The following is a 21,250-nucleotide window of genomic DNA, read 5'->3' as shown; positions in this document are numbered from 1 at the left end:
CCCGGAGGGAGAGGAGCGGCCGGATCTCCTCCGGTGAGGCGGCGTCGCGCGGTGGCGCGGCGCCGCCTCACGGTGTTTGGCCCCGCCGACCCAGGGCACGCGGGAACCCTGTCCGCCTGCACCCAGCCCACGGGAGCCGAACGTGACCACCCCTACTCCGGACCGTCCCCGCATCCTCATCGTCGGAGCCGGGTTCGCCGGGTACCAGGCCGCTCGCACCCTCTCCCGCCGCATGCGCGGCCGTGCCCGGATCACCCTGCTCAACCCCACGGACTACTTCCTCTACCTCCCCCTGCTGCCCCAGGTGTCCGCCGGCATCCTGGAGCCACGCCGCGTCACCGTCTCGCTCAGCGGGACCCTGCCCGGCGTACGGCTCGTCCTCGGCGAGGCCGGGCGCGTCGATCTGGACGCCTCGACGGTGCACTACACCGGGCCCGAGGGCAGGGCGGGCGAGCTGGAGTACGACCGGCTCGTGCTCGCCGTCGGCAGCGTCAACAAGCTGCTCCCGGTGCCCGGCGTCACCGAGCACGCGCACGGCTTCCGCGGGATGCCGGAGGCGCTGTACCTGCGCGACCACATCACCCGGCAGATGGAGCTGGCCGCCCAGGGCACCGACACGCTTCGGGAACAGGGCGCGCGCCGCACCTTCGTCGTGGTCGGCGGCGGCTACACCGGCACCGAAGTGGCCGCGCAGGGAAAGCTGTTCACCGACGCCCTCGACCGGCGCCGGCCCGCCCGCTGGGTCCTGCTCGACATCGCCGACCGGCTGCTGCCCGAACTCGACCGCAGGATGTCCACCACCGCGGGGCGGGTGCTGCGCCGCCGCGGTGTCGACGTCCGCACCGGGACCTCCGTCAAGGAGGCGACCGAGGACGGCGTGCTGCTGGACGACGGGGAGTTCATCCCGACCCGCACCCTGATCTGGTGCGTCGGTGTGCGCCCCGATCCGCTCGTCTCCGAGCTCGGTCTGTCGGTGGAGCGCGGACGGCTGCTGGTGGAGCCGCAGTTGAGCGTGCCGGGCAGGCCCGAGGTGTTCGCCTGCGGCGACGCGGCGGCCGTGCCCGATCTGACCCGGCCGGGCGAGTTCACCCCGATGACCGCGCAGCACGCCGCCCGGCAGGGCAAGAGGGCCGCGCTCAACGTCGCCGCCTCGCTCGGCCACGGCGAGCAGCGGCCGTACAAGCACAACGACCTGGGGTTCGTCGTGGACCTCGGCGGGGTGCAGGCCGCGGCCAACCCGCTCGGCGTGCCGCTCTCGGGACCGCTCGCCGGGGCCGTCACCCGCGGCTACCACCTCGCCGCCATGCCCGGCAACCGGGTGCGCGTCGCCGCCGACTGGCTGCTGGACGCCGTACTCCCCCGTCAGGGCGTCCAGCTGGGCCTCGTGCGGTCCTGGTCGGTCCCGCTGGACACGGAGACGCCGGAGCTGGCCCGCGTCCCGGGCGGCCCCGCACCCACGACCCGAAAGGACTGACCATGAAGAGCGACCGTACGGCCGACCTCGCCCGACTCGCGGAACTGGGACAGCAGTTGCGGGTCGACGCGGTCCGTGTCGCCGACGCCGCGGGCTCCGGCCACCCCACCTCGTCGATGTCCGCGGCCGATCTGGCGGCCGTGCTCCTGGCCGGGCACCTGCGCTACGACTTCGACAAGCCCGAGCACCCCGCCAACGACCGGCTGATCCTCTCCAAGGGGCACGCCTCGCCGCTGCTGTACGCGATGTACCGCGCGGTCGGCGTCGTGGACGACGAGGAGCTGCTCACCTTCCGCAAGCTCGGCAGCCGGCTGGAGGGACACCCCACACCCCACCTGCCGTGGGTGGACGTGGCCACCGGCTCACTGGGGCAGGGCCTGCCCGTCGGGGTCGGGATGGCGCTGGCGGGCAAGCACCTCGACCGCCTCCCCTATCGCGTCTGGGTGTTGTGCGGCGACAGCGAGCTGGCGGAGGGATCGGTGTGGGAGGCGGCCGAGCACGCCGGGGACCAGCACCTGGACAATCTGACGCTGGTCGTGGACGTCAACCGGCTCGGCCAGCGCGGCCCGACCCGCCACCAGCGCGACCTCGCCGCGTACGCGCGCAGGTTCCGCGCCTTCGACTGGCACACCATCGAGGTGGACGGCCACGACGTGGAGGCGGTCGACGCGGCGTACCGCGAGGCGGCGCAGACGTCGCGCAGGCCCACCGCGATCCTCGCGGGCACCGTGAAGGGCAAGGGCGTCGCCTCCGTCGAGGACCGCGAGGGCCTGCACGGCAAGCCGCTGCCGGACGCCGTGGCGGCCGTCGAGGAGCTCGGCGGCCCCCGCTTCATCCGCGTGGACGTCCAGGCCCCGCCCTCCGCCCGCGCGCCCCGGCCGTCCTCGGGCCGGCTGGAGCTGCCCCGCTACGAGGTGGGCGAGAAGGTCGCCACCCGCACGGCGTACGGGCAGGCGCTCACCGCGCTCGGCACGGCCCGCGGCGACGTGGTGGTGCTCGACGGCGAGGTGGGCGACTCGACGAAGGCGGAGCTGTTCGCCAAGGAGCACCCCGAGCGGTACTTCGAGTGCTACATCGCCGAACAGCAGATGCTGGCGGCGGCCGTGGGCCTGGCGAGGCGCGGCTGGCGGCCGTACACGTGCACCTTCGCCGCGTTCCTGACCCGCGGCCACGACTTCCTGCGGATGGCCGCGATCAGCCGGGCCTCGCTGACCGTGGCGGGCTCGCACGCCGGGGTCGCCATCGGACAGGACGGGCCCTCGCAGATGGGGCTGGAGGACCTGGCGATGTTCCGTGCGCTGCACGGCAGTACGGTGCTCTATCCCTGCGACGCCAACCAGACGGCGAAGCTCGTCGCGGCGACGGCGGACGGCGAGGGCATCCGCTATCTGCGGACCACCCGGGGCGAGAGCCCGGTCGTCTACGGGCCCGACGAGGAGTTCCCCGTCGGCGGCGCCAAGGTGCTGCGCTCCTCCCCGCACGACAAGGTGACCCTGGTCGCGGCGGGCGCCACCGTCCACGAGGCGCTGGAGGCCGCGGACGCGCTGGAGGCGGGCGGCATCCCGGTACGGGTGATCGACCTGTACTCGGTCAAGCCGGTCGACGAGCAGGTGCTCCAGGAGGCCGCCGCCCTGACGGGGTGTCTGGTGACGATCGAGGACCACCACTCCCAGGGCGGCATCGGCGACGCGGTCGCGGAGTGCTTCGCGGACGGCCGCCCCATGCCCCGGCTCGTCCGGCTCGCCGTCGAGAACATGCCGGGGTCCGCGACCCCCGAGGAGCAGCTGGCCGAGGCCGGCATCGACGCTGCGTCCGTCACCGCGACCGTCCGCGTGCTCTACGAACGCGTCGTCACGAGCTGATCGGCGGGTTTGCTCCGCCGTTGCGGGGCAACCCGGAAAGCATCACACGCGAGGAGCCATGGCGAACACATCTGAGAACCAGTCCGGAAACAAGCGCAAGGCCCAGGAGGACCTGCCCGGCGCGATGGACGTGCTGCGCGGCGCCCGGGCCCAGCTCGCCGAACTCACCGGCATGGAGGCGGAGTCGGTCTCCTCCTTCGAACGGTCCGAGGACGGCTGGCTGTTGTGCGTCGAGGTCCTGGAACTCGCCCGGGTCCCGGACACCATGAGCCTGCTCGCCTCGTACGAGGTGGAGCTGGACCCGCACGGCGAGTTGACCGGATACAAGCGACTGCGCCGGTACGAGCGGGGACGGGCCGACCGCAACACGTGACCCCGGGCGGAACCCCTTCCCCCGGGGCCGCACGGCCCCATCCGACCCGCACACCACTGACAGCGAAGGAGGACCGGACACCATGACGGTTGTCCCGGCACAACAGGGCGGCAGCGGCGGGACCAGTGGTCTCTACGACGTCCTTGAACTGGTACTGGACCGAGGGCTCGTGATCGACGCGTTCGTGCGCGTCTCCCTCGTCGGCATCGAGATACTCAAGATCGACGTCCGTGTCGTCGTCGCGAGCGTCGACACCTATCTGCGCTTCGCCGAGGCGTGCAACCGCCTCGACCTGGAGGCCGGCCCGCGCAAGAGCCCGGGGCTGCCCGACCTGGTCGGCGAGATCACCGAATCCGGAGCGCGCGGCAAGTCCAAGGGCGCGCTCTCGGGCGCCGCGCAGACCATCTCCGACGCCTTCCAGCAGGCGCGTGAGGAATCCGAGCCGGAACAGCGACCCCGCAGCCGGCGGACCGCCGCGCGCCGTAAGGAGGAGCAGGAATGACCACGTACGTCTACGGGATCGCCCACCGCACCCACACGCGGCTGCCCGAGGAGATGGGCGGCGTCGGGGATCCGCCGCGTCCGGTGCGCACGGTGGCCGAGGGCGAGCTGGTGGCCCTGGTGAGCGACGCGCCCGAGGACCTGCGGCCCAAGCGACGTGACCTGATGGCCCATCAGAGCGTGCTCGCCGAGGCGGGTGCGGGCGGCGCGGTCCTGCCGATGCGCTTCGGCGGCGTCTCGCCCGACGACGAGGCCGTCCGGGCCGCGCTCGCCGAGCACGGCGAGCGGTACCTGGAGCGCCTGAAGGCTCTGGAAGGCCGCGTCGAGTACAACATCAAGGCCGCCCACGACGAGGAGGCGGTGCTGCACCAGGTGCTCTCGGAGAGCGCGGAGCTGCGCGCCATGAGCGAGGCCAACCGCAAGGCGGGCGGCGGCACCTACGAGCAGAAGCTCCAGCTCGGCGAGCGGATCGCCGCGGCCGTGCAGCAGCGGGAGTCCCGTGACGCCACCCTGCTCCAGCAGGCTCTGGAGGGCGCCGCCGAGGAGCAGCGGCCCGGCCCGCAGTCCACCGGCTGGCTCGCCAACCTCTCGTTCCTGGTCTCCCGCGACCGCGCCGACGAGTTCGTCGCGGCGGTGGAGACCCTGCGCAAGGAGGCGCCGCACCTCGTCGTCCAGGTACACGGCCCGCTGCCTCCGTACAGCTTCACGGAGTGACCGGCCCGACCGACGGGAGGCCCGCGTGGGCCTGATCAAAGAGCTGCTGCTGCTCCCCGCGGCACCCGTGCGCGGCACCTTCTGGGTGCTGGAGCAGGTGGTGTCGCAGGCGGAGCAGCAGTACTACGACCCCTCGGCCATACGTAACGAACTCGCCGCGCTGGAGGAGAAGTTGATGGCGGGTGAGATCGACGAGGCCGAGTTCGACCGCCGCGAGGACGAGCTCCTCGACCGGCTGGAGAACAGGAATCCCTCACGATGAACAACCGGCTGGCAGTAGGGCTCGCGGTAGGCGCGGGCTATGTGCTAGGTCGCACCAAGAAGGCCAAGCTCGCTTTCGGCATCGGCACCATGGTGCTCGGCAAGCGCCTCAAGCTCAGCCCCGGGGCGCTCGCACAGTTCGCGGCCGGGCAGCTGGAGAACAACCCCCAGTTCAAGGAGATCGGCGACCAACTCCGCCAAGACCTGCGCGGGGTGGGCAAGGCGGCGACCGGCGCCATGGTGAACCGGCGCCTGGAAGGGCTCGCGGACCGGCTGCACGACCGCACCCTCGACGTCCAGGACCGTATGTCCGCAGTGGCGAAGGAGGGGGCCGACAAGGCCGAGGAGGCCTCCGCCCCCGCGAGGAAGACCGCCGACCGGGCGAAGCGGTCCGCTCCGGCGAAGAAGGCGCAGTCGGCGGCGAAGAAGTCCGAGCCGGCCCGCCGGGCCGTCGGCGCGAAGAAGACCGCGGCTCGCCGGACCTCCGGATCCAAGCCCCGCTCCTCGGAGCGCGCCGAGACGAAGGAGGGCCGCGACCGTGAGTGAGAACGGCAAGAATCAGGGGACGGGGCTGATCGACAGCGCGGTCACCGACCGCCTCAAGTCCGAACTCCAGTCCCTGGCGCTCGCCCAGGTCGAGCGGGCCCTGGTCGGCATCGGGCGCAAGCTCGGCGAGTCCACGGTGAAGCTCAACGACATAGCCGAGGGGCGCAGCCCCGGATTCGCCGAGCTGGCCCTGAAGGGCGGGCGCAAGCTCACCGAGGGCAAGGGCCCGATGCGCGCCGCCCTGGAGCTGGGCGCCGACCACCTGAAGGAGAATGTCACGGACGCGTTCAAGAACCTGGGCGGCAAGCGCGGCAAGAGCGGCGGCGGCCGCAAGCCGACGGTCATCATGGAGTCGGTGGACGTGGGCGTACCGGTCCGCGACGCCTACGACCAGTGGACGCAGTACCAGGAGTTCTCCCACTTCGCCAAGGGTGTGCGCAGCGCGGAGAGCGCGGACGACACCACGTCGGACTGGAAGCTGAAGGTCTTCTGGTCCACCCGCAGCTGGAAGGCGCACACCACCGAGCAGATACCGGACGCGCGGATCGCGTGGACCTCGGAGGGCGCCAAGGGCACCACCAAGGGTGTCGTCACCTTCCACCCGCTGGGCGCCTCGCTCACCCGGGTGCTGCTGGTGATCGAGTACTACCCCAAGGGCCTGTTCGAGAAGACCGGCAACATCTGGCGCGCCCAGGGCCGCCGGGCCCGCTTGGACCTGAAGAACTTCGCCCGCCACATCGCCCTGCGCGGGGAGGCCCCGGAGGGCTGGCGCGGTGAGATCCGCGACGGCGAGGTCGTCCTGAGCCACGAGGACGCGCTGGAGCGCGAGGAGAAGACGCGCGAGGCCTCGCACGAGGGGGACGCGCACGAGGAGGACGCGGACGGCGGCGGCAAGGCCTCGCAGGACACCTACGAGGAGGCCTATGACGACGAGGAGCCGCTGGAGGGCGAGTACGACGAGGAGGTCGAGGAGGGCGAGGAGCCCGAAGAGATCGAGGAGCCCGAGGACGTCCCGGAGGACGCCCACGACGAGGCTCCCGAGGACGACTCCGTCGAATACGCCGGCGAGTGGGAAGAGGACGAGGCCGAGGAGCCCGAGCCTGAGCCCGAGCCCGAGGAATCCGGGCGGCGGCCCGCCAAGTCCGGTTCGCGGAGGCGTTGATGACGACCCCGGGACGGCTCTCCGATCCGTATGCGTCGGACGGCGGCAGCGCGAACCTCGCCGATATCCTCGAACGCGTCCTCGACAAGGGAATCGTCATAGCCGGGGACATCCGCATCAATCTCCTCGACATCGAGCTGCTCACCATCAAACTGCGCCTCATCGTGGCCTCCCTCGACAAGGCGAAGGAGATGGGAATCGACTGGTGGGAGGACGACCCGGCGCTCTCCGGTGCCGCCCGACGCCGTGAACTCGCCCGGGAGAACGAGCAGTTGCAGGCCCGGGTGGCCGAGCTGGAGAGCCGCTACGGCTCCCGGGAGGCCGAGCGCGAGGAACAGGCGGAGGCAGTACGTGATGAGTGACGCGCTCTGGTACGTGTACGCGGTGGTGCGCCCCTTCGAGGGGGTGCTGCCCGAAGGGGTGCGCGCCCTGGACGGCGAGCCGCCGCGGCTGATCGACCACCGCGGGCTGTGCGCCGCGGCGAGCCCGGTACCCGCCGAGGACTTCGACGCGGCGCCGCTGCGCAGGCACCTGGAGGACCTGGACTGGCTCTCCGGCACCGCCCGCGCCCATCAGGCGGTGGTGGCCGCGCTGTCCTCGGTGACGTGCGCGGTCCCGCTGCGGCTCGCGACGGTGTGCCGCGACATCAGCGGGGTGCGCCGGCTCCTCGACTCCGGGTACGACAGCTTCACCGCGGCCCTGGACCGTCTGGACGGGCGGGTGGAGTGGGGCGTCAAGGTGTACGCGGACGCCCGTGGCCCCGAGCCCGCGGCGGCGCCCGCGGGCAGGCCCGCGTCCGGGCGGGACTATCTGCGCCGCAGGCTCGGCCAGCGCCAGGCCCGGGACGACACCTGGCGCCAGGCCGGCATCCTCTCCCGCGATCTGCACCAGGAGCTGTCCGGGCACGCCGAGGCGGAGCGGCTGCACCGGCCGCAGAGCGCGCAGGTCTCGGGGCAGCCGGGCGAGAACGTGCTCAACGCCGCCTATCTGGTACCGCGCGAGCGCAGCGCGGAGTTCATCGCTCTGGTGGAGCGGCACAGGTCGCGGGTCGAGGGCGTGCGCGTCGAGGTGACGGGGCCCTGGGCGCCGTACTCGTTCGCGGGCGACCTGGACGCGGAAGGAGGAAGTGGTGACCCGGACGGTATCGGCTGAGGCCGTACCCGCCGAGCGGCAGGTGGCCCTGGTCGACCTGCTCGACCGGCTGCTCGCGGGGGGCGTGGTCCTCGCGGGCGACCTCACCCTGCGCATCGCGGACGTGGACCTCGTCCGGATCGACCTGAACGCCCTGGTCAGTTCGGTGAGCGCGCGGGTCCCCTCGCCGTTCGAGGACGGCGGCGAGAGCGACGCGTCCGCGCTGCCGGCGCCCGGTGGAAGCCGCGGCCTTCCCGGGGAGGGCGTGTGAGCGGGCCGAGGCGGGTCGAGCTGGACCCGGACACGGTGGAGCGCGATCTGGCGCGACTGGTCCTGACGGTGGTCGAGCTGCTACGACAGCTGATGGAGCGTCAGGCCCTGCGGCGGGTCGAGACCGGCGAGCTGACAGAGGATCAGGAGGAGCGCATCGGCCTGACGTTGATGCTCCTGGAGGACCGGATGGGCGAGCTCAGGTCGAAGTTCGGCCTGCGGCCCGAGGACCTCAACATCGACCTGGGCCCGCTCGGCCCGCTGCTGCCCGTGGAGCCCTCCGCCGGTGGCGACGGATCGCAGGAGGGCGGGCGGTGAGCGGGAACGGTGACGGCGCGTCCACCGCGCCGGTCGGGAGCAAGGACTCCGGCGGGTCGGGCGGCAGCAAGGACTCCGGCACCCGGCTCACGGTCTTCGTCGCGCTCGGCGCGAACCTGCTCATCGCGGCGGCGAAGGGGGCCGGCGGGGTCGTCGCCGGCTCCCCCGCGCTGCTCTCCGAGGCGGCGCACTCCGTCGCGGACAGTCTGAACGAGGTGTTCCTGCTGGCCGCGCTGCGCCGCAGCCGCCGCCCGCCGGACCGCCGCCACCCCTTCGGCTACGGCAAGGAGCGCTTCTTCTGGTCCCTGCTCGCGGCCGTGGGCATCTTCGTGATGGGCGGCTGCTTCTCCGTCTTCCAGGGCATCGAGGCCCTGCGCTCGGGTGCCCACGAGACGCACTCCGGGTACATCGCCGGGCTCGTCGTCCTCGCGGTGGCCCTCGTCGCCGAGGGCGCGTCCCTGTGGCGGGCCCTGCACCAGGTGCGGACGCAGCCGGGCGGCATCGGGAGCGACCCGGCGCTGCGCACGGTCGTCGCGGAGGACGGCACGGCTGTCCTCGGCGTCGCCCTCGCGATCATCGGGATGGCGCTGCACATGGCGACCGGGCAGTCGGTGTGGGAGGGCTCGGCCTCGCTGGCCATCGGCGTGCTCCTCGGATACGTGGCGTACCGGCTCGGCAAGGAGGCCCGCGACCAGCTGATCGGCGAGGCGGTGGACCCCGAGATGCGCGACCGCATCCGGGCGCTGCTGGCGGCGCAGCCGGAGATCGACAGCGTGGAGGCCCTGCTCACCATGCGGCTGGGCACCGACTCCGCGCTCGTGGCGGCCCGGGTGGACCTGATGCCGGGAATGGAGAGCGAGGAGATCGAGCTGGTCTGCGAGCGCATCAAGGCATCGGTGGCCAACATCTGGCCGGACGCCGACCAGGTCTTCCTCGATGTGACCGACGCGCCCACGGCCGACGCCCGGGCGCGCGGCGAACGTATCGCCTGAATCGCCTGAACCGCTCGTCGCCCGGCCGCGATTGACCGGGAAAAGGCCTGGGACAAAGGCCGGGACAAGGCCAGGAACAATGCCCCTGTCCGGAATTCACCGTGCATGACACGGCCGGGCGGGGGCACTCGACTGGGTGGAGGTGCATGGGCATGGTTCCCCTGCTTGTCGTTCTGCTGCTCGCGCTGCTTCTCTTCGGCGCCGGCTTCGCACTCCAGGTCCTGTGGTGGGTCGCCCTCGTCGTCCTCGTCCTGTGGCTCGTCGGTTTCGTCGCACGTCCCGCCGCGGGCGGCGGCCGAGGACGGCGGGGGCGCTGGTACCGCTGGTGACGCGACCTTCGGAGCGGCTCGCCAGGCGCGCCCCGCGAAGGTGAGGTACACGTTGTCGCTGTACGCGTTCGAGGAACGGCCGAAAGGGCGGGCCCGGACGTGACCGCCGAATTCCGAGAGATCAGGGTGTGAGTACCGTGACCGCAAAGAACGAGAAGGCCAAGGCGAAGGCCGAGCAGGCCAAGGGAAAGGTCAAGGAGACCGTGGCCCGCGCGGTCGGCAACGAGAGCAAGACCGCCGAGGGCCGCACGGAGAAGTCCAAGGGCGATCTCCGCCAGGCCAAGGAAAAGGCGAAGGACGCTTTCAAGAAGTAACCGTCTCCCGGCCTTGCGGGGCCCCGCGACCAACGCGTCGCGGGGCCCCTTTTCCATGGCTCGTCACGGAGCGCAGTCCTACGGCTCGCGTGGTTCGCCGAACCCGGTCAGGATGGGTGGGCTGGGCCCGCCCCATGTTCAGGAGGACATGATGCTGCTGCCCGACAAGGAGACCCTCGCGCGGCTGCTCTCGCACTACCGGGCGCACGAACGCGCGGTCCTCGTCCAGCCCCACGAGCCTGCCCTGCGCAGGCGCTTCGAGGACACCGCCTACACGCTGTGTGTGCTCATGGGCGAGCGCACCGCACGCGAGGCCGTACACGCCGCCGAGCGCTATCTGGCCCTCGGCCGCCCCGCGCCGCGCCCCCCGTTCGCCCCGACGGCTCCCCCGCCGTCGGCGTCCAGGTAGCGCTCCCCCGACGTACCCGGCCGTACACCGTACGACCGGGTACGTCAGGACGCGTCCGTCCCGGAGAAGGGGGCCGGCGCGGTGTCACAGCTCGCGCAGCGCGGGCAGCAGCTTCGCCTCGGCCCACTCGATGAAGGGGAGCTGGTGCTCGCCGCCGATCTGGACGAGGGCGACCTCGGTGAAGCCCGCCTCGACGTACGGCCGCACCGCGTCGACGAAGGCGCCGACGTCGTCGCCGCACGGGATGGACTCCGCCACGTCCTTCGGGGTGACGAACTGCGTGGCGCCCTCGAAGCCGGACGGTCCGGGCAGCTCGGAGTTGACCGGCCAACCGGAGGCGAACCACCGGAACTGGTCGTGGGCGCGGGCGACCGCCGCGTCCCGGTCGGGGTCGTAGCAGACCGGCAGCTGCCCCACCCGGGGCTTGCCGGCGCCGCCGTGCCGGTCGAAGGACTGGAGCAGCTCCGCCTTGGGCTCGGTGGCGATGACGAGGTCGGCGGAGCGGCCCGCCAGCGCGCAGGAGACCTCGCCCGACACGGCGATCCCGATGGGCGGCGGCTCGTCCGGCAGGTCCCACAGCCGGGCGTTGGACACGTCGAAGTGGGTGCCCTGGTGGTTGACGTTGCCGCCTTCGAACAGGGCGCGGATGATGTCGACGGCCTCGTCCAGCATGTCGAGGCGGACCTGGGGCGAGGGCCATCCGGTGCCCACCACGTGCTCGTTGAGGTTCTCGCCGGAGCCGAGGCCGAGCCGGAACCGCCCCTCGGACAGCAGCTGCATCGTCGCGGCCTTCTGCGCGACGACGACGGGGTGGTAGCGGACGGTGGGACAGGTCACGTACGTCATCAGCGGGATGCGCGTGGTGGCCTGGGCGGCCGCCCCGAGCACGCTCCAGGCGTACGAGGCGTGGCCCTGGGACTCCAGCCAGGGGAAGTAGTGGTCGGAGGTGACGGAGAAGTCGAAGCCGGCGCGCTCCGCGGCGACCAGGTCGGAGACGAGGGCGCGGGGGCCGGTCTGCTCGGTCATCATCGTGTAGCCGATTTGCACCATAACCTCACGTTTACCTGGCTCCTCGGATCGAAAACCTCCGGGCTGCGCCATCGCGGTCACCCTCTTGCGGGAGGCCCGCGAATGGCCCACTCCACGCCGCCGTGGTCAGTCCGGCTGGAGCGAGCGCCACACGCGGTCGGGCAGGAGCCGGTAGGCCTGGGCGAGGTCGATGTCGTACGTACTGGACAGCCAGCGGCGCGCTGTTTCGGCCGGGGGTCCGAGGACGAGGACGTCGATCAGGGGCGAGGGCAGCGGCACGATCTCGCCCGCCTCGATCCGGGGCCCCAGCCAGGCGGCGATCGCGGCCAGCTTGTCCGCCTTGACCCGGCGGATCTCGTCGGCGTGGGCGGCGAGGTAGCCGGAGTAGGCGGAGGCGTGCAGGAAGAGCGCCACGTCGGGGTGCTCCTCGGTGAAGCGCAGATAGCACTGGACGAGCGCGCGGATGCCGGTGCGGGCGGTGCGGGCCCGCATGAGCACGGCGGTCATCTCGTCGAAGAGCTGCTCCATGCAGCGGGTGTAGAGGGCGGCGGCGAGACCGTCGAAGCTGCCGAAGTGGTGGTAGAGGCTCCCGAGGCTGACCCCGCTGGCGCGGGTGACGGCGCTGACCGTGAACCCCTGCTGGCCCGACTCGGCGAACACCCGCAGCGCCGCCGTCAGCAGCCGGTCGATCGTCGCCTCGCCGCGCTGCTGCCTAGGCGACACGGCCGTGCTCCGCGCGGTGCCTGCCGGGCCCGTTCCGTCGCGCTCGGGCGGTGGGGGTGCTCCAGGGGGCACCGGTCGGGACGCTGTCTGCCATGGCGGCAACCCTAGCGCAGCGATCTCCGCCGACCTGTAGAAGACTGTTCTAGAAATCGACTCCCCAACGCCGCTTCCAAGCACCACACTTGCCGGTATGACTCGACTGACGCGACGCCCGACCGGCGAACGGCCGGAGACCGACGCAGCCACCGAGGACGGCATCCTGGACGACTTCTGGTGGCCGGTGGCCACGCTGCCCGCCGCCGGTGAGGGCACCGAGGCGCAGCACCCGGCCGACTCGCTGACGGCGGGAAAACGGTGATGCGCGCGACGGAAGCGGCGTCTACTGTGGCGCGGTGACTCTTTCCCATGATGTGGCCGGAAGCGGCCCGGCGGTTCTCCTGCTCCACTCGACGGTCTGCGACCGGCGGATGTGGGAGCCCAACGTGCCCGCGCTCGTCGACGCCGGCTACCAGGTGGTCCGCTGCGACCTGCGCGGCTTCGGCGAGACCCCCATGCCCGACCGGCCGTACAACAACGCGGAGGACGTCGTCGCCCTCCTGGACACCCTCGGTATCGAACGCACGGCGCTGGTCGGGTCCTCCGGCGGCGGCCGGGTCGCGCTGGAGATCGCGGCCCGCCGGCCCGAGCGGGTCACCGCCCTCGCGCTGCTCTGCACCGCGCTGGCCGGGCACGAACCCGGCGCCGAGCTGCGGGCGTTCGGCGAGCGCGAGGACATCCTGATCGAGACCGGTGACATAGCCGGGGCGACCGACCTCAACGTGGACGCCTGGGTGGGTCCGGAGGCCGACCAGGCGGTCCGCGAGCTGGTGCGCCGGATGCAGCGCAACGCCTTCGACGTCCAACTGGCCGCCGAGGAGGAGTTCGGCCAGATCAGGGTGGAGACCGACCCCGCCTCGATCAAGGCCCCGGCCCTGCTGGTCTCCGGCGACCACGACTTCGCGGACTTCCACGACATCGCCGTCCGCCTCACCGGTCTGCTCGGTGACGCCCGGCACGTCGCGCTGCCCTGGGCGGGCCATCTGCCCAGCCTGGAGCGCCCGGACGAGGTGAACTCCCTGCTCGTCGGCTTCCTGCGCGAGACGCACGCGGCGGGCTGAGCCGGGGCGGGTCCCGCCGGGCCCCGGCACCGTCAGCCGCTCGCCGCGTAACAGCGGACGGCCACGGTCAGCCGGGGCCCCCACTCCTGCTCGACCTCGGCCAGCAACTCCCAGCCCAGCCGCTCGTACAGGGCGATCGCGGCGGTGTCGGAGGCCACCACGTCGAGCACCGGATGCAGCCCGCGCGCCCGGGCCTCGCTGACCGCGCGGGCCAGGAGCAGCCCTCCGATGCCGTGGCCGCGCGCCCCGGGGGCGACGAAGAGCCGGCCGACCACCGCGGTCGCGTCGGGGCCCACACCCGCGCGGGCGCTCCACAGGCCGGGCGCCACATCGCCCGTACCACTGAGCGCCAGACCGACGTGCCCGGCCACCCGGCCGTCCAGTTCGGCCACCCAGGCCGAGAGGAGCGAGGGCGGGGCGAGCCAGTCGGCGGGGCGCTGGGGCCAGTTGACGGGGTAGCCGTCGCGCTCGTGCACGGCGGCGAGCGCCCGGACACAGGCGTCCAGGTCGCGGTCGGTCCGGGGACGGAGGTACGGGTGGGCGTGGGACGGGTGGGCGTGGGACGGGACGGGGCTCTCGTTGTTCACCGCGTCATGGAAACACGGGCCCGGATCCGGTCGGTTCGCCGCCTCCGGGTGCCAGGGGCACGACGGGGGCCGCTGCCCATGAGGTGGGACGCTCGGCATCGGGCCAGCGGGGACGACGGAAGGCTCGCAGGGGCCGCGGGTCAGACCAGCGCGTCGTGGACGAAGCACCAGCGCCAGTCCTCGCCCGGCTCGAAGGACCGCATGACCGGATGGTCCTCGCTCGCGGCGTGCGCGCGGGCGTGCCGGCGCGGGGAGGAGTCGCAGCAGCCGACATGGCCGCAGACGAGGCAGAGCCGCAGATGGACCCAGGGGGAGCCCTCGCGCAGACAGTCCTCGCACCCCTGCGGAGTGCGGGGCTCCACATCGCGGATCATGGCCAGATGCGGGTCGGGCTCGGTGGTCATCGCGTCCTCCGTCGGGGGGTGGCCTCCTGCGTCCTCCAGGGTAGGAACGCCCGGCACCGGCCGCACTCCGTCGCCGCTCGCTTCCGGGGCGCCGCGGAGGGACCCTGGGAGTACGTGGGCGAGCCCTGGAGGTGACCGCCATGACCGCACTCGCCGGGTGGCATGTGGAGCTGGAGTTCTCCGAGGTCGGGGACCGCACCAGTGCCGTGGGCCTGCTCAGACTCGCCGACGGCACCGAGATGAGGGGGCGCGGCTACGCCATGCGCCACCCCTTGGACCCCGAGCAGGTGCGGGTCGGCGAGGAGATCGCCGGTTCCCGGGTCCTGATGGACCTGGCGTCCCAGCTGCTCCAGAAGGCGCACACCGAGATCGACGAGGCGGTGGGACACCGGACCCGCCCGCTGACCCGCTGACCCGCTCACCCACTGACCCGCCGATCCACTGACCCGCCGATCCACTGACCCGCCGATCCGCTGACGCGCTGACCCGCCGATCCGCTGACGCGCTGACCCACTGAACCGCTGACCCGCTGACCCGCTGTCGTTGCGGCCACTGGCCGCGAACACCGTCGAGAAACCCTCTCCGGACCCCCGGCCCACGCCCCCGTGACGGCCTTGGAGGGTGGGCGCGGCGCCCCCGCGCCCCCGCCCCGGGGCGGGCTCCTCTCCCCCGCCGCCCCAGGCCCGCACCCGACCCCGCACGACCTCCCCGCACCCCGTCTGATCTGGCCTTTCGTACGCGCGAAATTTACGATCACAGGACAGGGAAAGGGGGGACCGGATGGACCGGAACATCCGCACCATCGACGACGTACTCAAGCTCATGGACGGCCTGTTCGCGCCCGAGGCCGACCGGTGGACCGCCGGTGCGGCGTCCTGGTGGGACGAGTTCTACGCGGACCACGCCAAACCGGTGCCGTTCTTCGTGGCCAAGCCGGACGAGAACCTCGTGACGTATCTCGACCGCGGTCTGATCACCCCGGGCCGGGCGCTCGATCTGGGCTGCGGGCCGGGCCGCAACGCGCTCCACCTCGCCTCGCTGGGGTTCGAGGTGGACGCCGTCGACCTCTCCCCCGGGGCCGTCGAGTGGGCCGAGGAGCGCGCCAAGGAGGCGGGGGCCGACATCCGGTTCCACCGGGGCGACGCCTTCACGCTCGCCGACACGGTGCTGAGCGGTCCGTACGACCTGGTGTACGACTCCGGTTGCTTCCACCACCTGCCGCCGCACCGCCGTATCAGCTACCTCGGCCTGCTCGACCGGGTACTGGCGCCGGGCGGCCACCTCTCCCTCACGTGTTTCGCGGCCGGTGAGATGGGCTCCGAGCTGCCCGACGGCGACTTCTACCGCCAGAAAGGGCTCCACGGCGGCCTCGCCTACACCCCGCAGTCCCTGCGCTGGATCTTCTCCGACCTCGCGGAGGTCGAGCTGCGCCGGATGCGCAACGAACCCCCGGACTCGCCGCGCTTCGGTGAGCCGTTCCTGTGGACCGCGCTCTTCCGCCGCGAGCCCGAGGCGTCGTAACGGACCGACGGAATCAGGCCGTGCACGACGCGGCACGCCACGGCGCACCGCATCCCCTCCGGGTGGAGGGGGCGCGGTGTGTCCGCGGGTGCGGGGGTCATGCCGTGCGTACGGCTACCGCTTCGCGTAGTCCGAGTAGCCCATCCAGTCGATGATGACGCACGGCTCGTCGCCGAGGACCCAGGCGTCATGGCCGGGTGCCGCGTTCATGTAGTCGCCGGGACCGAAGTCCTCCTCCTGGCCGTCGTTCATGACGACCTTGATACGCCCGGAGATCACATAGCCTGCGTGGGCGACCAGGCAGCTGTCCGTCTGCGCGATCGGTTTGATGTGCTCGGACCAGCGCCAGCCGGGCTCGAACGTCGCGCGGCCGACCTGCCCCCCGCCGACGTTGACCAACTCCAGACGCCCCTTGCCGTCCTCGAACGGACGGACCTCCTCCGGCGCTTCGAAACTCTTGCGTACGAGACCGGCCATGAGTGCTTCTCCTCGGGCGGCGGGGTGGTGGGGGAACGAACGACGCTCCGAACGTAACCAGGGCCGGGGAGGGCCGCACACGGCATGGGCCGTCCGGGTGACGAGTGTGAAGGGTGAGGGCCTACGGGTGACGGGCGACGGGTGACGGGTCACGGGTGAGAGGCGAGGATCCGGGAGCGCCGCGGCGGACGCGTACCGTCCGCCCCGCGAATTCCCCCGGGCAGTGGTCCAGTACACGCCACCCCCGGTGACCCACGCCGTAGCCGCCCTGCGCCCGAAATTGGTCTAGTCCTGTTTTGGTCCAGTCCATTGACATGTCTCTGATCACGGGGATATCCCATACCCAACACCGCTGCGCCCCACGGGAATTGGCGGGCCCTCCCCTCACACCTTGGACAGACATGAGACGCATGCGTACCCTCCGCGCGGTTCTCACCGCGACCGTCACCGCCGTGGCCACCGCGGGCCTCGCCGTGCTCGGCGGCGGCTCCGCCCAGGCCGCCACCCCCCTGCCGGCCCATGTCTTCGCCCCCTACTTCGAGGCCTGGACCGGCGACAGCCCCGCCGCCCTGGCCGCCCAGTCCGGCGCGAAGCACCTGACGATGGCGTTCATCCAGACGGCGTCCAAGGGCTCCTGCACGCCGTACTGGAACGGCGACAGCGGTATGCCGATCGCCTCCTCCACGTTCGGCGCCGACATCAAGACCATCCAGTCGCGCGGCGGGGACGTCATCCCGTCCTTCGGCGGCTACACCGCGGACACCACCGGCACCGAGATCGCCGACAGCTGTACCGACGTCAACCAGATCGCCGCCGCGTACGAGAAGGTCATCACGACCTACGACATCTCCCGGCTCGACATGGACATCGAGGTCGACTCGCTGGACAACAGCGCGGGCATCGACCGGCGCAACAAGGCGATCAAGCAGGTCCAGGACTGGGCGGCGGCCAACGGCCGCAAGGTGGAGATCTCGTACACCCTCCCCACCACCACCTCGGGCCTCGCCTCCAGCGGCCTCGCCGTGCTGCGCAACGCCGTGAGCAACGGGGCGCGCGTCGACGTCGCCAACCTCATGACGTTCGACTACTACGACAACGCCTCCCACAACATGGCCAACGACACCCAGACGGCGGCCCAGGGGCTCTACAACCAGCTCGCCCAGCTCTACCCGGGCAAGTCCCCGGCCCAGCTGTGGGGCATGATCGGCGTCACCGAGATGCCGGGCGTCGACGACTTCGGCCCCGCCGAGACGTTCACGCTCGCCAACGCCACCCAGGTGTACAACTGGGCGGTCTCCAAGGGCATCAACACCCTCTCCTTCTGGGCGCTCCAGCGCGACAACGGCGGCTGCCCCGGCGGCGCCGCCGCGGACAACTGCTCCGGCATCCAGCAGAACACCTGGGACTTCAGCCACATCTTCGAGCCCTTCACCTCGGGCAGCACCGCTCCCGCCAACGACTTCTCCGTGGCGGCCTCACCCGCCACCGGGTCGGTGACGGCCGGTGGTTCGGCCACGACGACGGTCAAGACCGCGGTGACGGCGGGCCAGGCGCAGTCCGTGAACCTCACCGTCAGCGGCGCCCCGGCCGGGGTGACGGCCTCGCTCAGCCCCACCTCGGTGACGGCGGGCGGCTCGTCCACGCTGACCGTGTCGACGACCTCGGCGGCCGTCTCGGGCACGTACACCCTCACCGTGACCGGCTCCAACGCCGCCGCGAGCCACTCGGCGACGTACACGCTGACCATCACCGGCGGCAGCGGCCACCAGTGCACGGCCACCCCGTGGAACACCACCTCCGTCTACACCGGCGGGACGCAGGTGTCGCACAAGGGCCACAACTGGAAGGCCAAGTGGTGGACGCAGGGCGAGGAGCCCGGCACCACCGGCGAGTGGGGTGTGTGGCAGGACCTCGGGGCCTGCTGAACGCGGCGCTGCTGAAATGGGGGTGTCCGGTGCGGTGCTCCGCGCCGGACACCCCCGCGTGCGGGCGCGGTGCGCCCTGGGTGTCTCAAAAGCGTCTGCCACGGGCCACCGGCCCGGCAAGCTTCTCGGTGATCGTCCACAGCGGACGACATCTACATGTGCCGTGTGTGCCGAATGGAGCCCGAGCATGTCGAACATCCCCGCCGACCTGCGCTACACCCTGTTCCACCAGTGGGTCCGAGACGAGGGCGACGGCGTGCTCGCGGTGGGCCTCACCGACTATGCCCGACAGGCCCTCGGCGACATCGAGTTCCTCGACCTGCCCGACGCGGGGAAGACCGTCTCCCGCAAGGAGGCGGTGGGCACGGTGGAGTCGGTGAAGGCCGCGAACGACATCTACGCGCCCCTCGCCGGCGAGATCGTGGAGACCAACGCGGACGCGGTCGCCACCCCGCAGACGGTCAACACCGAGCCGTACGGCGTCTGGCTGTTCAAACTCTCCCCCGCCGAGGGCGAGCCGGTGGATGAGCTCCTGACGGCGGAGCAGTACCGGGCGGCCACGGGCGCCTGAGCGGCGCAACTCCGTTCGCCGCGGCGGGCGGTGGCGACCGGTGCCGGGGCGGGGTCCCCCGCCCGTGTGCCGGGCGGCGACCGCCGGGACGTGAGCGGGTGTCGGAACGTGCGCCGGCGCCGGGACGTGCGCGGGCGCCGGGACGTGCGCGGGCGCCGGCCCCGGTCGTGCCGGGGCCGGCGCCCATGCGCTCGGGTACGTCACGCCATGGGCGGAGTGTTCTGCCCACCGCCCTGCTCGCCCTCCGAACCCAGTTGCTGCTTGAGCCTGTCCTGGGCCGTGTCCACCTGGCCGCTGTACTTGCCCTGCGTCCTGTCGTCGACGAAGTCACCGGCGCGGTCGACACCCTTACCCGCCTGGTCCTCGTGCCCCTTGAGCATTTGCTTGAGCTTGTCCATGACGGACATGTCGTGTCCTCCTAGAGCAGGCAGCCCCCGGACTCCAGGATCACCCCATCCCCCGCCACTCCGCATCCGGGCGGAGGAACGCGGGAGGTCACCGGCCGGACAGGGCCACCACCGCAGGGACGCCGCTCCCCGAAGCCACCGGGCCCTCGGCGGTCTCGCGCGGTCTACCGGCGTGCCGCCGCCACGAAGGCCCGGATCAGCCGCTCCGACTTCACCCCGCGTGCGCTCTCCACCCCGCTGGAGACGTCCACCCCCCACGCCCCGGTGGCCTCGACCGCCTGCCGGACGTTCTCCGGGTGCAGGCCTCCCGCGAGCAGCCAGCGGCCGGTGGGGGCGGTGAACCGGGGCGAGGCCCAGTTCCAGGGTGTGCCGGAGCCGGGGTCGGGGGCGTCGAGCAGCAGCATGTCCTCCGTCAGCTCCCCGCAGCGCACCGGGGTCTCCCCGGCGGAGGTGGCCCGGATCAGGGTGCGGCCCGGTGCGCGCAGGGCCCGGTAGTACTCGGGGCCCTCGTCGCCGTGGAACTGGACGGCGCGGATCCCGCTCTCCCGCGTCAGCCGCAGGACCTCCTCGACCGGCTGCCCCCGGAAGACACCCACCGTGAGCACGTGCTCCGGGACCCGTTCGCCCAGGCGCCGGGCGGTCTCGGTGTCCACCGTGCGCGGGCTCTCGGCGAAGACGAACCCCACCGCGTCGGCCCCGGCCTCCACGGCCGCGTCCACATCGCGCTCGGTGCGCAGCCCGCAGATCTTGACGAAGAGATCACTCATGGCCCCAGTCAACCAAACCCCCGGCCCCGGGCCGGCCCGCCTGGTCATGGGGGCGCGCGAAGTGCCGTACAGTTGTGTTCACCGACGCGGGGTGGAGCAGCTCGGTAGCTCGCTGGGCTCATAACCCAGAGGTCGCAGGTTCAAATCCTGTCCCCGCTACTGCCCGAAGAGGCCCGCATCCCCTGGATGCGGGCCTCTTCGTTCGTCCCCTCGCGTCTACGGGTCCGTACGCCTCACAGCGCGCGGTCCAGCAGCGCGAGCAGGGCCTCCCAGTGCCGGGCGTCGGCGGCCGCGTCGTAGGCCGCGGTGTCGGCCTGGGTGAAGCCGTGCTGGGCGCCCGTGTAGACCTCGGCCCGGTGGCGTACCCCGGCCGCCGAGAGCGCCTTGTCGAGGCGGTCGATCTGCTCGGCGGGCATGCCCGGGTCCTGGTCGGCGTGGCCGAAGTACAGCTCCGCGGTGATCCGCTCGGCGAGCAGGTGCGGGCTGTCGGGGGCGTCGGTGGCCATCCGGCCGCCGTGGAAGCCGGCGGCCGCCGCGACGCGCTCGGGGAACGACCCGGCGGTGCGCAGGGCGAGGCTCGCGCCCATGCAGTAGCCGGTGACACCCACCGGCCCGTCCGTGGTCAGCGGGGACCGCGCCAGCCAGCTCAGATACGCGTCCGCGTCCCGTACCACCAGCTCGGAGGTGAGGGCGAATATGTGCGGGCCCAGGGTCTCGAAGAGGTCCGGGCGCTGCTGGGGGTCGATGAAGTCGGGCAGCTCGGCGATCGGCGCGCGGCCCGCGCGGTAGAACACGTTGGGGACCAGGACGGTGTATCCGGCCGCCGCGATGCGGTCGGCCATCCCGTTGAGGTGGGGGCGGAGCCCGAAGGCGTCCATGTAGAGCAGGACCCCGGGGTGCGGGGTGTTGTCGTCGGGGTGGACGAGGTAGGCGTCGGCGGTGCCGTCCTGCGTGGGGATGTCCACGGAGGATCCGAGCACTGTGGTCATGAACGTCTCTCTTCTCGTTCGGTGTTGCACGCGGGAC

The 21,250-nt window shown here is 72.2% G+C and carries 29 protein-coding genes, 1 tRNA gene and 1 pseudogene; 23 read left to right on the top strand and 8 right to left on the bottom strand.

Annotation, left to right across the window (positions count from 1 at the left end):
• Positions 1-142 precede the first annotated feature (142 nt).
• The 16 genes and pseudogenes from AC069K_RS00965 (at position 143) to AC069K_RS00890 (ending at position 10,656) form a co-directional block, all read left to right on the top strand.
• Positions 143-1,474 (top strand): NAD(P)/FAD-dependent oxidoreductase, encoded by a 1,332-nt coding sequence (locus tag AC069K_RS00965; RefSeq protein ID WP_365106705.1) that lies wholly within the window; start codon positions 143-145, stop codon positions 1,472-1,474.
• A 2-nt stretch (positions 1,475-1,476) separates the two neighbouring features.
• Positions 1,477-3,336 carry a transketolase gene (locus AC069K_RS00960; protein WP_478610716.1) on the top strand — a complete coding sequence of 620 codons (1,860 nt, stop codon included), beginning with the start codon at positions 1,477-1,479 and terminating at the stop codon, positions 3,334-3,336.
• Between the two features lie 58 nt (positions 3,337-3,394).
• A complete protein-coding gene (locus AC069K_RS00955; RefSeq protein WP_365106710.1) occupies positions 3,395-3,709 on the top strand; it encodes a gas vesicle protein GvpO in 315 nt (104 codons plus the stop codon).
• 82 nt (positions 3,710-3,791) lie between these two features.
• A complete protein-coding gene (locus AC069K_RS00950; protein ID WP_358834757.1) occupies positions 3,792-4,211 on the top strand; it encodes a gas vesicle structural protein GvpA in 420 nt (139 codons plus the stop codon).
• Positions 4,208-4,924: a GvpL/GvpF family gas vesicle protein gene (locus tag AC069K_RS00945; RefSeq protein ID WP_365106712.1), complete on the top strand. Its 717-nt coding sequence runs from the start codon at positions 4,208-4,210 to the stop codon at positions 4,922-4,924. The genes AC069K_RS00950 and AC069K_RS00945 overlap by 4 nt, the downstream gene beginning before the upstream one ends.
• 25 nt (positions 4,925-4,949) lie before the next feature.
• Complete coding sequence (locus AC069K_RS00940; RefSeq protein WP_358834759.1) at positions 4,950-5,186, top strand: gas vesicle protein GvpG; 237 nt, start codon at positions 4,950-4,952, stop codon at positions 5,184-5,186.
• Positions 5,183-5,731, top strand: a complete 549-nt coding sequence (locus AC069K_RS00935) for a DNA primase (protein WP_478610713.1) — start codon at positions 5,183-5,185, stop codon at positions 5,729-5,731. Before AC069K_RS00940 ends, AC069K_RS00935 begins: the two co-directional genes overlap by 4 nt.
• Positions 5,724-6,893: an SRPBCC family protein gene (locus AC069K_RS00930; protein ID WP_478610711.1), complete on the top strand. Its 1,170-nt coding sequence runs from the start codon at positions 5,724-5,726 to the stop codon at positions 6,891-6,893. Before AC069K_RS00935 ends, AC069K_RS00930 begins: the two co-directional genes overlap by 8 nt.
• Positions 6,893-7,255, top strand: coding sequence for a gas vesicle protein (locus AC069K_RS00925; RefSeq protein WP_365106721.1), 363 nt, complete (start codon positions 6,893-6,895; stop codon positions 7,253-7,255). Before AC069K_RS00930 ends, AC069K_RS00925 begins: the two co-directional genes overlap by 1 nt.
• Entirely contained in the window at positions 7,248-8,045 is a 798-nt protein-coding gene (locus AC069K_RS00920; protein ID WP_358834763.1) for a GvpL/GvpF family gas vesicle protein, read from the top strand. The genes AC069K_RS00925 and AC069K_RS00920 overlap by 8 nt, the downstream gene beginning before the upstream one ends.
• Positions 8,023-8,223: pseudogene (locus AC069K_RS00915) on the top strand (gas vesicle protein); the annotation flags it as partial. The gene AC069K_RS00920 and the pseudogene AC069K_RS00915, both read left to right, overlap by 23 nt.
• A gap of 68 nt (positions 8,224-8,291) precedes the next feature.
• Positions 8,292-8,612, top strand: a complete 321-nt coding sequence (locus AC069K_RS00910) for a gas vesicle protein K (RefSeq protein ID WP_358834765.1) — start codon at positions 8,292-8,294, stop codon at positions 8,610-8,612.
• Positions 8,609-9,604: a cation diffusion facilitator family transporter gene (locus tag AC069K_RS00905; protein ID WP_478610707.1), complete on the top strand. Its 996-nt coding sequence runs from the start codon at positions 8,609-8,611 to the stop codon at positions 9,602-9,604. Before AC069K_RS00910 ends, AC069K_RS00905 begins: the two co-directional genes overlap by 4 nt.
• Positions 9,605-9,756: 152 nt before the next feature.
• Positions 9,757-9,933, top strand: a complete 177-nt coding sequence (locus AC069K_RS00900; protein WP_358834767.1) for a hydrophobic protein — start codon at positions 9,757-9,759, stop codon at positions 9,931-9,933.
• Positions 9,934-10,070: 137 nt separating this feature from the next.
• Entirely contained in the window at positions 10,071-10,247 is a 177-nt protein-coding gene (locus AC069K_RS00895) for a CsbD family protein (RefSeq protein ID WP_406555088.1), read from the top strand.
• A 148-nt stretch (positions 10,248-10,395) separates the two neighbouring features.
• The gene (locus AC069K_RS00890) at positions 10,396-10,656 is read left to right on the top strand and encodes a DUF5133 domain-containing protein (RefSeq protein ID WP_478610704.1); all 261 of its coding nucleotides are present in this window, start codon (positions 10,396-10,398) and stop codon (positions 10,654-10,656) included.
• 84 nt (positions 10,657-10,740) lie between these two features.
• On the opposite strand, the gene AC069K_RS00885 is transcribed toward AC069K_RS00890, so the two are convergent.
• Together AC069K_RS00885 and AC069K_RS00880 are read right to left on the bottom strand one after the other, a co-directional pair.
• Positions 10,741-11,706, bottom strand: coding sequence for an LLM class F420-dependent oxidoreductase (locus tag AC069K_RS00885; RefSeq protein WP_478610702.1), 966 nt, complete (start codon positions 11,704-11,706; stop codon positions 10,741-10,743).
• Positions 11,707-11,811: 105 nt separating this feature from the next.
• Entirely contained in the window at positions 11,812-12,408 is a 597-nt protein-coding gene (locus AC069K_RS00880; RefSeq protein WP_358834771.1) for a TetR/AcrR family transcriptional regulator, read from the bottom strand.
• Positions 12,409-12,598: 190 nt separating this feature from the next.
• On the opposite strand from AC069K_RS00880, the gene AC069K_RS00875 reads away from it, so the two are divergent.
• Both AC069K_RS00875 and AC069K_RS00870 read left to right on the top strand, forming a co-directional pair.
• Entirely contained in the window at positions 12,599-12,766 is a 168-nt protein-coding gene (locus AC069K_RS00875; protein ID WP_358834772.1) for a hypothetical protein, read from the top strand.
• A 34-nt stretch (positions 12,767-12,800) separates the two neighbouring features.
• The gene (locus AC069K_RS00870) at positions 12,801-13,565 is read left to right on the top strand and encodes an alpha/beta fold hydrolase (protein WP_478610699.1); all 765 of its coding nucleotides are present in this window, start codon (positions 12,801-12,803) and stop codon (positions 13,563-13,565) included.
• A gap of 32 nt (positions 13,566-13,597) precedes the next feature.
• Here the strand turns inward: AC069K_RS00870 and AC069K_RS00865 are convergent, their stop codons facing one another.
• Positions 13,598-14,152, bottom strand: coding sequence for an N-acetyltransferase family protein (locus AC069K_RS00865; RefSeq protein WP_478610697.1), 555 nt, complete (start codon positions 14,150-14,152; stop codon positions 13,598-13,600).
• 140 nt (positions 14,153-14,292) lie between these two features.
• Complete coding sequence (locus AC069K_RS00860) at positions 14,293-14,556, bottom strand: UBP-type zinc finger domain-containing protein (RefSeq protein WP_365106737.1); 264 nt, start codon at positions 14,554-14,556, stop codon at positions 14,293-14,295.
• Positions 14,557-14,696: 140 nt separating this feature from the next.
• Between AC069K_RS00860 and AC069K_RS00855 the strand changes: the two genes are divergently transcribed.
• Positions 14,697-14,969 carry a DUF1876 domain-containing protein gene (locus AC069K_RS00855; protein ID WP_365106740.1) on the top strand — a complete coding sequence of 91 codons (273 nt, stop codon included), beginning with the start codon at positions 14,697-14,699 and terminating at the stop codon, positions 14,967-14,969.
• Positions 14,970-15,336: 367 nt separating this feature from the next.
• The gene (locus AC069K_RS00850) at positions 15,337-16,077 is read left to right on the top strand and encodes a class I SAM-dependent methyltransferase (protein ID WP_478610694.1); all 741 of its coding nucleotides are present in this window, start codon (positions 15,337-15,339) and stop codon (positions 16,075-16,077) included.
• Positions 16,078-16,191: 114 nt separating this feature from the next.
• Here the strand turns inward: AC069K_RS00850 and AC069K_RS00845 are convergent, their stop codons facing one another.
• The gene (locus AC069K_RS00845; protein WP_358837212.1) at positions 16,192-16,554 is read right to left on the bottom strand and encodes a cupin domain-containing protein; all 363 of its coding nucleotides are present in this window, start codon (positions 16,552-16,554) and stop codon (positions 16,192-16,194) included.
• 401 nt (positions 16,555-16,955) lie between these two features.
• On the opposite strand from AC069K_RS00845, the gene AC069K_RS00840 reads away from it, so the two are divergent.
• Positions 16,956-18,479: a chitinase gene (locus AC069K_RS00840; protein ID WP_478610692.1), complete on the top strand. Its 1,524-nt coding sequence runs from the start codon at positions 16,956-16,958 to the stop codon at positions 18,477-18,479.
• A 187-nt stretch (positions 18,480-18,666) separates the two neighbouring features.
• The gene (gene gcvH, locus AC069K_RS00835) at positions 18,667-19,050 is read left to right on the top strand and encodes a glycine cleavage system protein GcvH (RefSeq protein ID WP_478610690.1); all 384 of its coding nucleotides are present in this window, start codon (positions 18,667-18,669) and stop codon (positions 19,048-19,050) included.
• A gap of 200 nt (positions 19,051-19,250) precedes the next feature.
• On the opposite strand, the gene AC069K_RS00830 is transcribed toward gcvH, so the two are convergent.
• Positions 19,251-19,457 (bottom strand): antitoxin, encoded by a 207-nt coding sequence (locus tag AC069K_RS00830; protein WP_365106753.1) that lies wholly within the window; start codon positions 19,455-19,457, stop codon positions 19,251-19,253.
• A gap of 164 nt (positions 19,458-19,621) precedes the next feature.
• On the bottom strand, positions 19,622-20,224 hold the full coding sequence (locus tag AC069K_RS00825; RefSeq protein ID WP_478610688.1) for a phosphoribosylanthranilate isomerase: 603 nt from the start codon (positions 20,222-20,224) through the stop codon (positions 19,622-19,624).
• An 85-nt stretch (positions 20,225-20,309) separates the two neighbouring features.
• Here AC069K_RS00825 and AC069K_RS00820 point away from each other — a divergent pair.
• Positions 20,310-20,383 (top strand) — tRNA-Met (locus AC069K_RS00820).
• Positions 20,384-20,457: 74 nt separating this feature from the next.
• On the opposite strand, the gene AC069K_RS00815 is transcribed toward AC069K_RS00820, so the two are convergent.
• On the bottom strand, positions 20,458-21,213 hold the full coding sequence (locus AC069K_RS00815) for a dienelactone hydrolase family protein (protein WP_478610686.1): 756 nt from the start codon (positions 21,211-21,213) through the stop codon (positions 20,458-20,460).
• Positions 21,214-21,250: the final 37 nt, after the last annotated feature.

The organism is Streptomyces sp. NPDC043908 (assembly GCF_056435525.1).
This window is presented reverse-complemented; position numbering and strand designations above follow the sequence as displayed.